This is a genomic window from Brevibacterium mcbrellneri ATCC 49030, from assembly GCF_000178455.1.
In the GTDB taxonomy this organism is placed as follows: domain Bacteria; phylum Actinomycetota; class Actinomycetes; order Actinomycetales; family Brevibacteriaceae; genus Brevibacterium; species Brevibacterium mcbrellneri.
Genome location: NZ_ADNU01000026.1, coordinates 1 through 11,310 on the forward strand (window position 1 = coordinate 1; position 11,310 = coordinate 11,310).

The 11,310-nt window shown below is 57.8% G+C and carries 13 protein-coding genes and 1 pseudogene; 7 read left to right on the forward strand and 7 right to left on the reverse strand.

The window, feature by feature from the left end:
• The coding region (locus HMPREF0183_RS04665) for a CPBP family intramembrane glutamic endopeptidase (protein WP_005883321.1) at positions 1-458 on the forward strand (458 nt) is incomplete at its 5' end.
• A 76-nt stretch (positions 459-534) separates the two neighbouring features.
• Positions 535-1,251 carry a sensor domain-containing protein gene (locus HMPREF0183_RS04670; RefSeq protein ID WP_005883323.1) on the forward strand — a complete coding sequence of 239 codons (717 nt, stop codon included), beginning with the start codon at positions 535-537 and terminating at the stop codon, positions 1,249-1,251.
• A 294-nt stretch (positions 1,252-1,545) separates the two neighbouring features.
• On the opposite strand, the gene HMPREF0183_RS04675 is transcribed toward HMPREF0183_RS04670, so the two are convergent.
• Entirely contained in the window at positions 1,546-2,565 is a 1,020-nt protein-coding gene (locus tag HMPREF0183_RS04675) for an o-succinylbenzoate synthase (RefSeq protein WP_040348103.1), read from the reverse strand.
• Between the two features lie 30 nt (positions 2,566-2,595).
• Here HMPREF0183_RS04675 and HMPREF0183_RS04680 point away from each other — a divergent pair, with 30 nt between their 5' ends.
• The 3 genes from HMPREF0183_RS04680 to HMPREF0183_RS04690 are packed head-to-tail and all read left to right on the forward strand — an operon-like array spanning position 2,596 to position 5,758.
• Positions 2,596-3,513 (forward strand): 1,4-dihydroxy-2-naphthoyl-CoA synthase, encoded by a 918-nt coding sequence (locus HMPREF0183_RS04680; protein ID WP_040348105.1) that lies wholly within the window; start codon positions 2,596-2,598, stop codon positions 3,511-3,513.
• Between the two features lie 15 nt (positions 3,514-3,528).
• On the forward strand, positions 3,529-4,800 hold the full coding sequence (locus tag HMPREF0183_RS04685; protein WP_005883329.1) for an AMP-binding protein: 1,272 nt from the start codon (positions 3,529-3,531) through the stop codon (positions 4,798-4,800).
• A 22-nt stretch (positions 4,801-4,822) separates the two neighbouring features.
• A complete protein-coding gene (locus tag HMPREF0183_RS04690) occupies positions 4,823-5,758 on the forward strand; it encodes a 1,4-dihydroxy-2-naphthoate polyprenyltransferase (protein WP_005883331.1) in 936 nt (311 codons plus the stop codon).
• 42 nt (positions 5,759-5,800) lie between these two features.
• On the opposite strand, the gene HMPREF0183_RS04695 is transcribed toward HMPREF0183_RS04690, so the two are convergent.
• Positions 5,801-6,085: a DUF4229 domain-containing protein gene (locus tag HMPREF0183_RS04695; RefSeq protein ID WP_005883333.1), complete on the reverse strand. Its 285-nt coding sequence runs from the start codon at positions 6,083-6,085 to the stop codon at positions 5,801-5,803.
• A 65-nt stretch (positions 6,086-6,150) separates the two neighbouring features.
• On the opposite strand from HMPREF0183_RS04695, the gene HMPREF0183_RS04700 reads away from it, so the two are divergent.
• Both HMPREF0183_RS04700 and HMPREF0183_RS04705 read left to right on the forward strand, forming a co-directional pair.
• Positions 6,151-6,492: a PLD nuclease N-terminal domain-containing protein gene (locus HMPREF0183_RS04700; protein ID WP_005883335.1), complete on the forward strand. Its 342-nt coding sequence runs from the start codon at positions 6,151-6,153 to the stop codon at positions 6,490-6,492.
• A 2-nt stretch (positions 6,493-6,494) separates the two neighbouring features.
• Positions 6,495-7,019 (forward strand): hypothetical protein, encoded by a 525-nt coding sequence (locus HMPREF0183_RS04705; protein ID WP_040348109.1) that lies wholly within the window; start codon positions 6,495-6,497, stop codon positions 7,017-7,019.
• Here the strand turns inward: HMPREF0183_RS04705 and HMPREF0183_RS04710 are convergent.
• From HMPREF0183_RS04710 to HMPREF0183_RS12945, 5 genes and pseudogenes are all read right to left on the reverse strand, one after another.
• Entirely contained in the window at positions 7,012-8,166 is a 1,155-nt protein-coding gene (locus tag HMPREF0183_RS04710) for an MFS transporter (RefSeq protein WP_342610881.1), read from the reverse strand. The two genes, HMPREF0183_RS04705 and HMPREF0183_RS04710, sit on opposite strands and share 8 nt — an antisense overlap.
• Complete coding sequence (locus tag HMPREF0183_RS13430; protein ID WP_005883341.1) at positions 8,079-8,354, reverse strand: hypothetical protein; 276 nt, start codon at positions 8,352-8,354, stop codon at positions 8,079-8,081. The genes HMPREF0183_RS04710 and HMPREF0183_RS13430 overlap by 88 nt, the downstream gene beginning before the upstream one ends.
• A gap of 212 nt (positions 8,355-8,566) precedes the next feature.
• Positions 8,567-9,589, reverse strand: coding sequence for a c-type cytochrome biogenesis protein CcsB (gene ccsB / locus HMPREF0183_RS04715; RefSeq protein WP_005883343.1), 1,023 nt, complete (start codon positions 9,587-9,589; stop codon positions 8,567-8,569).
• Positions 9,589-11,130 (reverse strand): cytochrome c biogenesis protein ResB, encoded by a 1,542-nt coding sequence (resB, locus tag HMPREF0183_RS04720; protein WP_245527107.1) that lies wholly within the window; start codon positions 11,128-11,130, stop codon positions 9,589-9,591. The genes ccsB and resB overlap by 1 nt, the downstream gene beginning before the upstream one ends.
• Positions 11,130-11,310 (reverse strand): annotated as a pseudogene (locus HMPREF0183_RS12945) (cytochrome c biogenesis protein CcdA); the annotation flags it as partial. The pseudogene HMPREF0183_RS12945 and the gene resB, both read right to left, overlap by 1 nt.

Below are 11,310 nucleotides of genomic sequence, written 5' to 3' on the forward strand. Positions count from 1 at the left end.
TTTCAAGTGTTGCGCGGGGCCGCGTTCTGGACGCCTGGTGGGGCTGGCTGCCGTCCTTGCTGGTAACCTCGCTGGTCTTTGGGCTTGCCCACATCACAAACCCCGAAGCCTCGCTCTTTGGTGCCTTCGCAATCGCCCTTGAAGCGGGTGTTCTGTTAGGCGCTGCGTACTTCCTCACGCGTCGCCTGTGGTTGGCGATCGGTATTCACACGGGTTGGAACTTCGCTCAAGCTGGCTTCTTCAGCTCCGATGTTTCCGGAAACGGTGACACCGCGGGCCTTCTCGAGGCCACATGGCACGGACCTGCATGGCTCACCGGCGGGGACATGGGGATTGAAGCGTCAGTCATCACTATCGTCATTGCGCTTTCCGCTGGGGTGCTCATGTTGGTTCTGGCTCACACCCACGGGATGCTCAAACCTTCAGTCAAACGCGAACAGCGCATGTTGCAACCCTGAAACATCCAACCAAATTCGCATGATTGTGATGTTGTAAATCTTCGCCCGTTGTTATCGTTTTTCATGGAGGTACAACATGAAAACCATTCGAACCGCTTTTGCAACCGTCGCGATCGGCGCATCCCTCACTTTGGCCGCCTGCTCAACAGGTGAGCCCGGCGCCCCCACTGAAGGAACCAACGAAGGCCAACAGCAAGGCCAGGATCAGGGTCAGGGCTCGGGTGACGATCAGGCACAGAACAGCGCATACACCAAGGAACAGGTCGAACAGGCTTTCAAGGACGCGGGATACGAGCTCCAGGCCAACGCGCAGCCACCAACCATGAAAAATTTGGAGCAGGCAAAGATTGAACCCGCAGAATGTAAAGGGGTTCTCTTGAATCAGGTTCAGCGCATCGACGAAACAACTTCCGACAAAACGATTGTGGGAACTAAAGGTCAGGAGGCAGCCGCATCTGGAGTTGTTTATGAGTCTGAAGATGAAGCCAAAAAAGAACTGGCGAACTCCAAAGACGGCATAAGCAAGTGCTCCACCATCACCATGGACATGGGCGGCCAAAAGCTCACCGTTACAACGGAGACAAAAGACGGTTCAGTAGACGGTGCTGACGAGGCTCTGGTCATGAGCATGGAACTCAAAGACATAGGCAGTGGCCCTATCTCTACAGTCACCACCCGTAAAGGTAACGTGCTGGTGAGTGGTACTACGATCGGCGCCGGAACCACAGGCGGTGGCTCTGACGACGCTGAGATGTCGAAAGAAGTTCAAACTATTCTCGAAAAACTCGGTTAGTCCTCGCGACTCTCTAATGTGAAGTCTCGGGACATCGTTCACTCGATGTCCCGAGACTTCTTGTGCGACAAGCACGTTAGGTGGTTTTCTCTACACTCCAAGTTCATTTTTCTCGAGGGTTGTAGAGTAACGGGCCGTTTTTGGGCCGAAAACGTGAACAAAACGAACAAAAGTGGTGTTTACTCTACACTCTTGTTCGAGGATTGTAGAGTAAACGGTTCTTCGCATCTGCGGGGTGTGAACGATGACGCGACACACCTGCTGGCCGGTTCATGGCACTAACGGTGAATGGTGTCATGAAACCAGACACTCACGACCTTCTAGTAGCCGTGCCCAGCACGCGTGTAACCGCCGAACCCACCATTCGGCACGCGCCGGCTGGGCACGATACTTTTCCAACAAATTCTGTGACGGTTCCACCCGCCCAACCGGCAATACGCCTCCGTGAGCCCGCAGAGGGTTCGTCACCACATCGGCGGACAACAGCGCCGCCGTCCCTAAACCTGCGGCCGATTCGTCCTCGAGGCTCGCTGCCAGCGCTACCCCAGCGCTGAGCCCCACCGAGGACTCAAGAGCAGACGACACCGTGGCCGGCAGTCCACACTCCTTCACCACGCGGATAGCGGCTCGCACGCCACCCAACGGCTGAACCTTGACGACAATGTGATCGGCGGCCCCCAGTTGCGCAACCCGAAGCGGGTCCTCGGTCTTGCGAATCGACTCATCGGCAGCAATCCGCACGCCCTCCACCTGTTCACGCACAGCCGCTAAGTCCTCAACCCGCGCACACGGTTGCTCGATGTACTCCGCCCGCTCAACAAACCCGGGCAAGTCGCTAAACCTTCGCATGGCATTCGCGGCTTCTGAAACGGAATACGCCCCGTTGGCATCCAATCTGATTCGCGCGGAACTCAGCTTCAGCACGGCACTCACCCGCTCCAGGTCCTCTTCCACGCTGGCAAGCCCGCGGGCGGCGATCTTCACTTTTACCACCTCGGCGCCGGGAAACCTACCCAGAATCCCGCCAACCTCATGAGCGGGGCACGCCGGCACGGTCGCATTGATGCGCACCGTGTCACGGACAGGCGTAGGGAACTCAGTCGTGGCCGCTTCGACCGTGGCACGCAACCACCTCGACGCCTCATCCACCTGGTACTCCACGAACGGCGAAAACTCCGCCCACCCGGCTGGCCCTTTGACCACCATGAGTTCCCGCTCAGTGATCCCACGGAAACGCGTCACCATGGGAAGGGTCACCACGTGCATTTCGCTGAACAGTTCGCTGGGGTCATGTGGAAGATCGCGTGCGTCCATGCACAAAACTGTAGCCACTATGCTGGCTTCATGACTGTTTCAGACATTTTCGACCCCACCAAATGGCGTGAGGTTCAGGGATTCGACTTCACCGACATCACCTACCACCGGGCCATCAACCCCGACGGTTCAGACTTTGGGTGCGTGCGCATCGCATTTGACCGGCCACACGTGCGCAACGCTTTCCGCCCGCACACGGTCGACGAACTGTACCGGGCACTTGACCACGCACGCCAAACACCCGACGTGGGGTGCGTTCTGCTCACCGGCAACGGACCCAGCCCCAAAGACGGTGGGTGGGCGTTCTGTTCCGGTGGGGACCAACGAATCCGAGGTCGTTCCGGCTACCAATACGCAGGCGGCGAAACCGCTGAAACCGTGGACCCAGCCCGGGCGGGCAGGCTCCACATCCTCGAAGTTCAGCGCCTGATTCGCACCATGCCCAAAGTGGTGATCGCCGTGGTTCCCGGCTGGGCGGCCGGTGGCGGGCACAGTCTGCACGTAGTGTGCGATATGACAATCGCCAGTGAGGAACACGCAAAGTTCAAGCAGACCGACGCCGATGTGGGTTCCTACGATGCCGGTTACGGGTCCGCGTATCTGGCCAAGATGGTGGGTCAGAAGCGCGCCCGCGAAATTTTCTTCCTGGGCCGCACGTATTCTGCCGGGGACATGTACGACATGGGCGCGGTCAACGAAGTGGTGCCCCACGCTGAGCTTGAAGACGCAGCCCTACACATGGCGCGCGAAATCATGAGCAAGTCCCCCAACGCGCAACGCATGCTCAAGTTCGCGTTCAACCTGGTTGACGACGGGCTGATTGGTCAGCAGGTGTTCGCCGGCGAAGCCACACGTTTGGGCTACATGACTGACGAGGCCGTTGAAGGCCGCGACGCTTTCTTGGAAAAACGTGACCCCGACTGGTCCCCATTCCCGTGGTACTACTGAGGTGCCACTGAACCAGTGAGTTCCTCCGACTTCTCCTCCGTGTTCAACCTGTTTGCAGGGGCCCTGGACGGCACGCACACACTCGTGCTGCCCGGCGGCCCCATCACCGAACTCACCGCGGTCACTGACCCGGCGACCACCCCCGCTGCAACCTCGGGCGCAACTTGCGAGACAGCGCTGGTGGTTCACACCTCGGGATCGACGGGTGCGCCCAAGGCAGTTGCTCTTTCAGCGGCGGCGTTGACGGCCTCGGCGCGTTCCACTGAACGGTTCCTCCACGGACCCGGACAGTGGCTCTTGGCACTCCCCCACACGCACATTGCCGGTGCGCAGGTGATTCTGCGTTCCTTGCAAGCGGGCACAAAGCCGGTGGTCCACACAGGCGCGTTCTCAGCGGACTCGTTCGCCCAAGCCGCCCAGAAGCTCACCGGCGATCTCCCCCTGTACGTGTCGCTGGTGCCCACCCAGCTTGTGCGTATTCTGCAGTCCACCCGGGCCATCCAAGCCGCCCGCCGGTTCGCCACGATCCTGCTGGGAGGGGCAGCGATTTCGCCGGCCCTTCTTGAGCGTGCGCACGATGCGGGACTGAACATCGTACGCACCTACGGCATGAGCGAAACCGGAGGCGGGTGCGTTTATGACGGGGTGCCCTTCGACGCGGTGACGCTTAAGCTGGATGACCAGTCGCGCGTGATGATTTCTGGGCCGGTTTTGGCTAACGGGTACGTGCGGATTGAGCCGTGCGATCCGAGTGGGCACGAGGCAGGTGGCAGCGCTGGCAGTGGCGGCGGCCTCACAATCACGCCCATCGACCACCCGCATGGCGCGGTTCCCCCGGGCGCGCCCAGCGGGTTTTACGGAGACACTTTCCTCACCTCGGACCTGGGTTCCATCACGGACGGGGTTTTAAGCATCCTGGGCCGGGCAGATGACGTGTTTATTTCCGGTGGCGTCAATGTGTCGCCCCTGCGGGTAGAAAATGTGGCGTTGCGGGAGTTGGAACCATTGGGGGTCGCCGAGGTAGTGCTTACCTCTCTGCCTGACCCTGAGTTTGGTGAGCGGGCAGTTCTTCTGATAGCCGGTTCGTCCAGTGTGTTCGCGCAGCTGTCGCACACCCAGTTGAGTGCGCGTGTGAAGTCGCTGTTGGCAGGCACAGGGCTGGGGCCAGCTGAGCTTCCTCACCGCACGTGGATGGTTGACCAGATTCCGCTGAAAGGGATTGGTAAACCGGACCGCAGAGCGGCCCGCGACCTGGCTCAAGCGCTGGCTACCGGACGGGTAGACTAGAGAAGTTTTGAGGAGGTAGGTCATGGCCACGTTTGGTCAGTGGGTTGAAGGTGCCCGGCTTCGCACTCTGTCGCTTGCGTTTGCGCCGGTGTTCGCGGGGGCAGGAGCCGCGATTGGCGCAGCAGGTGGCGTGTCTGAACTGATTATCGGTTCACCTTTGCCTACCGCTTCTCCCCAGCCCCGATACCTTCATGTGATTGTGTGCTCTGTTTTAGCGCTTATCGTGGCGCTTGCCCTGCAGATTGGTTCGAACTTCGCTAACGACTACTCCGACGGAGTGCGCGGTACCGACGATGTGCGTGTGGGTCCCACCCGTTTGACGGCTAGTGGTCTTGTTGCCCCTCACAAAGTGAAAAGGGCTGCCATGCTTTCCTTTGCCACGGCAGGGGTCGCTGGTCTTGCCCTCACGGTGGTAGCGCAGGCGTGGTGGTTTATCCCGGTTGGTGTGCTTGCGGTTCTTGCTGCGTGGTTTTATACGGGAGGCTCTCACCCGTACGGCTATTATGCGATGGGTGAAGTGTTCGTCTTCATTTTCTTTGGCCTGGTGGCAACCGTTGGAACCGGCTACGCAATAGCCGGAGCAATGACCCTGCCCATGTGGGCGGCAGCCGTAGGGGTTGGCCTGTTCGCGTGTGCTGTTCTTATGGTGAACAATCTGCGTGATATCCCAACCGATACTCAAGCGGGTAAGACCACGCTGGCGGTAGTGTTGGGAGATCGTAGGGCTCGGGTGGGCTACGCCGTCATGGTGAGTGTTCCCTACGCGCTACTTCTAGTGCCCGTATTTGCCGGTCACATGGCGGCGCTCATCGCCGTCATATCTTTTGCTCTGGTGATTTCTCCTTTGCGCACCGTGCTAGGCGGACGCACCGGAACTGATCTCATTCCGTGCATTAAATCAACGGGTCTTGCTGCCCTTACCTATGGCGCGCTGTTAGGTTTAGGCCTCGCGCTGTAAGCGAGCGCCCTTTAAGCGAGCCCGCTATGAGCGAACCTATGCCTACTCCTGAGACCCGTCTATCTGCGCGTCTTCAATGGCTTCGTCGGAGTCCTTTTTGACCTTCTTGACTTTGGGCGCGCGGGCCTTCCGGTTCTTGTTGCGTTCAATGAGCCCGTCGGTGGCGCGCATCCGCAAACCAGCCAGCATCAGGTAACTCAGGAACGCTGAAATCAGGATCGCGGCGACCATGGCGATCAGGTTGAAACCAAAAATCCAAATCGTCAGTGCCACGACTATAACCAAAACGGCAAGCCGGGCCAGCAAGTACAACACATAGTCACGCATGATGTAACGAGTTTACTGCAGTCCACGTAGCTGTCGAAGACAGGCCATCACATAAACTGGGTGGCATGTCTCGAATCTTGCTCAGTGTCATCGTCATTTACGTCGCGGTTGCGCTGTATTCCGTTTTTGATGCCGCTGTCCGTGACAAAGATCAGATTCGGATCATGCCTAAGGTCGCATGGATTGCCGTCATTATTCTGGTTCCTTTGGTGGGACTGCTGTTGTGGTTCCTCTTTGGCCGTGGCACCACCAATAACGCCCCCACCCGTGGAGTGGCACCAGATGACGACCCTGAATACCTCCGCAAAATTTCAGAAGACCTGGACTGGGAGCGCCGCAAGAAGCAAGGACGCGACAACCCTGATGAGCCCGGTGAACCCGGCGGAAAGCCCCACAGCGAGGAGTAACCGTGGAACACTCCCCTCACGTGCGGTACGAAGTTCGGGTTAGAGAATCACTTTCGCAAAACCTGCAAGTCTCCAGGTTTTTCAACCTCATGTTGCTGTGGACTGGTGCAGTGACTTTTGGCGTGCTGGGCATCTTCATCGTGTGGGTCACTTTCGCCACGGAGCCTGAGTCACGTGAATGGATGGAATCAGGTATCGCGTGCCTGGTGTTGTTTTCGTTTTCTGCGCTCGCCATATTTGCGGCACGTATGAAGCGGCGAATTTTCGCGGGCCCGCTAGAGTCCGGTGTGCATTTCACGGTCACCGACACCACGGTCGAGTTCCCTAAAATCGGCCGCATCAGAGCCGCCGAATCATGGCCCCTGAAGCAGACCCAAATTAGCCTCAAGCGTGGCCGCTTCGGAACTCTGACCCTCGAATGCCCGGGCCACCGTCGTCGCGCGTACGGGCAAGGGGTGCTGCGTGACCCCGTGGAAGAGGTCTACGCAACCATCACCGCTCAAATCGAGCGTGCCCAGACTATTTAGCGTCTGCTTCGAACTTCGCCTCGACACCCACCTCGGGAAGCTGGTTTCCGCGGATCGTAGCCCCTGCCGTCTCCTTCATGCACAGCGTTGCAATCAGACCAATCACGCACGCACCCATCATGTAGAACGCGGGAACCAGCGGTGAACCGGTCTTCCCAATCAGCCACTCATTCACTGACGGTGCGGTACCACCGAACGTTGCCGTGGCAACGTTGTACGTGATAGCAAAACCTGCGTAACGCACCTGGGTGGGGAACATGGCGGGGAACGTTGCAGAAATCGACGACAGCTGCGGGATGTACAAGACTCCCAGGACGAAAATACCCAGCAGAGCGAACCCAAAACCGTTGGGCATAATCAAGTACATAGGCACGGAGGCCACAATCAGCCCAATCATGGAAAATGCCCACATGGGTTTGCGCCCAAACTTATCGCTCAAAAGTCCACCGACAGGCATCAGAAGCATCATGCCGAACTGTGCGAGGAACATAATGGTTAGCGTTGTCTGCGAGGACAGCTCAACACTCTTTTCAAAGTAGGTGGGCATGTATGACAAGAGCGTGTAGTTCACCACGTTCACGGCTGTGACCAGTCCGGTCATGATCAGCATCTGTTGCCAATGGTCCTTGAACAGTGAGCCGAAGACCTTGCCGGTCGAGCCTTCGTCAGCACTCTTCTCATCCATTTCTTCGAACACCGGCGATTCGCCCAGTCTGCTTCGCAAGTAGAGACCCACGATTCCCAGCGGACCAGCGATCAAGAACGGCACGCGCCAGCCCCACTCCATCATCGCTTCATTACCGATAGTCAGTTCACCTAAGAGCACAATGAGCGAACCAAGGGCAAAACCAGCCAAGGTTCCGAACTCCAGGAAACTTCCCCAGAACCCACGGCGGTTACGGGGTGCGTATTCGGCCATCATGGTGGCCGCACCACCGTACTCACCACCGGAAGAGAACCCTTGCACAGCGCGCAAGATCACCAGCAGGATGGGAGCCAAGACCCCAATGGTTTCATGTGTGGGAAGCACACCAATGAGGAACGTGGCACCGGCCATCATTAGGATGGTGAGGCAAGGACGTGTTTGCGCCCGAGGCGGTCGCCCATGGGCCCCCAGAAGATACCTCCCAGTGGGCGCACCAAGAATGAAAACGCAAAGGTCGCCAGGGCCAGGATCGTTCCGTATTCACCCGGGAAGAAGTGTTGCGTGATGTAGGTGACGGAAACGGCGTAGATGCCGTAGTCGAACCATTCAGTTGCGTTACCGATTGCAGAAGCCGCGACGGCTTTTCGAACAGTGGATGTGTCTGGCTCCTTCAACTGCGGTTGAGTCACAACAACTCCTCGTGTGCGGTGTAGCTTCCAAGTCTCCACAGTTTCAACTGCACATTGGTTTCTCAACGGAAAGCCACGGTTGCACATGTTTTGTTAAGGAACGAGAATCTGCTCAACCCTCCATCACCGCACGTAAACTACGGTTTGCGGAATAAAACAACCCTGAGAGCGTTTAACACTCTCAGGGTTTACACAAAGTGTGTTCGTTTTTACTATTCGAGTCCGGAGTAGCTGTGCAGACCGTTGAAGTAAATGTTGACCACCGCGAAGTTAAACAGAACGGTGGAGAAACCAACCAGGTTGAGCACGGCGATTGCGCGTTGTGACCAACCACGGGTTGCACGTGCGTGGAGGTACGCGGCATAGATGACCCACACCACGAACGTCCAGATCTCCTTGGTGTCCCACCCCCACGGGCGTCCCCACGCGACTTCAGCCCAAATTGCACCGGCAATCAATGTGAAGGTCCACGTGATGAATCCAACCGCGGCCAAACGGTACGAAACGATTTCAATACGGTCGGAGGACGGAACACGTGCCAAGAACCGCAGTGCTTTAGGGATTGGGCGGCCTTCTTTTATCCGCTTTTCATAGTTGAGCGTGAGCAATTGGAAGATCGCGATAATCGCAGACACCGTCAGCAGTGCGGTAGACAGGATCGCAATGGGTACGTGGATGTAAATCCAGTACGACTGCAAAGCTGGAATGAGCTGAGCTGCTGGGGTGTAGAACACCGTAATGCACAGGCCCAGAGTGATCAGCGCGAAACCTGCGACGAACGTTCCCATGTACCGCAGGTCTTTAAACTTCAGCACTGCCAGATATGTGATGACAGCCAGTGCGGAAGCAACCAACGCGTACTCCATCATGTTGCCCCACGGGACGCGCATAACTGCAATTGTGCGAGTGACAACAGCACCCACGTGCATGAGAACAGCCAGGACTGTCAGCGCAGTTCCAACGCGAGCCCAGCGCCTGAAGTTACCCGTCCCACTGACTGGAACCGGCGGATCTTCGTCGCGTTCAGCTACCGCTACCCCGCCACGATTACGTGAGGTACGTGCAACCGCGCCGGTTTTTGCAGAGGTCTTAGCTTGGCTCTTCACCTGGCTCTTGGTGGAAGCGGAATCACTAAACAGGTCAAGAGAGTAAATGATGAAGGCGATCGCGTAGACCGCCATGGCCGAATAAATCAGCAGATTGGACCAACTAGCCCAAACAACAGAGACGTCCATTAATCTTCCTCTTCACGCGCAGATTCATTCAAGTGTACGGCAAGCGCTTGTACTGCGTGCTGGACCCTGGGGTCTTCCCCACGCGCAAGCGCTGCAACTTCGACTCGACCGTCAGTGACGCGCACCCACATACGGCGGCGCGGAATGAACAACGACAACCCCAGACCAACCATAAGCAGAACGGCCCCTACCAAAAGCACACCCTGTGTGGGGTTGGAGTGAACGTCGACGGCAACAAAGCGCTTCACACCGTCAAACGTCACTGTGCCCAAACCTTCTGGAAGATCCACGGTTTCACCCGGTGCCATCTGTAACGTGACGGGCTTACCTTCGTTGTCAGTGACCGCGCGCATCTTAGAGGTATCGAGTTCGTACACGTTCTGAGCCACACCGTCATCTAGGCCCAAGTCTCCTGCGTACACGCTCATCACCAAGTACGGCTGATCGGCTGCAGGGAAGGTAGAAATCAGTTCGCCTTGCTCATTGAAACCGGCGGTGGGAAGGAACACTCCCCCAAAGCCCAACTGTTCCCCACCGGTATCCGGAACCTTGACGACACCTCGGGACGCGTACGTGCCGTCAACCGGCAGGAACACAACAGGACCGGAGAAGGTGACGTCACCGTTCGCGTTCTTCACTGTCACCTCGGGAGCGTAACCGTTACCCGTGAGGTACACGCTGGTGCGGCCAAAACGCACAGGGTCGTTGACCTGCAGGACCTTGTTCTCTTCAACCCCCTGGTAGTTGGTGGTGACGTTCGCGGCGAAGTGCCTGGGCTGAGCGAACTGCGGCCCCACCGATTCGCTGTCAAACGTGGCGTCGAAGCGGTTGAGCGTGATGCGGAAATCATCCAGGTTATCCGGGTTGTAGTACGTGCCCGGTTTGAAGTCGTCATAGGACACCAGCGAGTTGGAGAAGGTGTCGCCCTCCACCAGAATCCGCTGCCCGGAATACGACACGAGCGCGCCCAGAGCGAACACTACAACAACCCACAGGATCGAAAAGTGGAACAACAGGTTTCCTGTTTCACGCAAGTACCCGCGTTCAGCCGCAACGTGGTCGTCGTTACGCACTGTGCGGTATCCGGCCTTTTTCAGTGCGCGTTGAGCCCGGTCCAGGAGCTCTTCACTGTCAGTTCCTGCAAGCTCCCACTCCTGGTGAGCGGGCATCCGGGCGAGTCTGCGTGGCGCTTTGGGCGGTGCTTTCCGCATGGCTTTGTAGTGCTGACCGCAGCGGGGCACGATACATCCCACGAGCGACACCATGAGCAAGATGTACACAGCAGAAAACCAGATCGACGAGTACACGTCGAACATCTGCAGTTTGTCGAGTCCTTCACCCAAGGTGCCGTTGTCTTCAATGAACGTGCGCACCTTACCGGGGTCTTGGATGCGTTGTGGCAACAGCGACCCAGGGACCGCCGCCATGGCCAGAACCAAAAGCAGGATGAGAGCGAAACGCATGGTGGTGAGTTGGCGCCATGCCCAGCGCAACATTCCCACCGTGCCAATGTTTGCGGGAGCTTGCGTTTTTGTACTCACTACACCACCAACTCGAATCTGTTAGCCCACAGTTGCATATAGCTCATCATGAGGTTCCACAGCCCGGTGACCATGGCCAATCCCAGCACGATCAGCATGATTCCGCCCGCTCGCACGATTGCCCGCTGGTGACGACGCACCCATTCGAGTTTGCCCATCCCCTTGTGGATGAGAAACGCG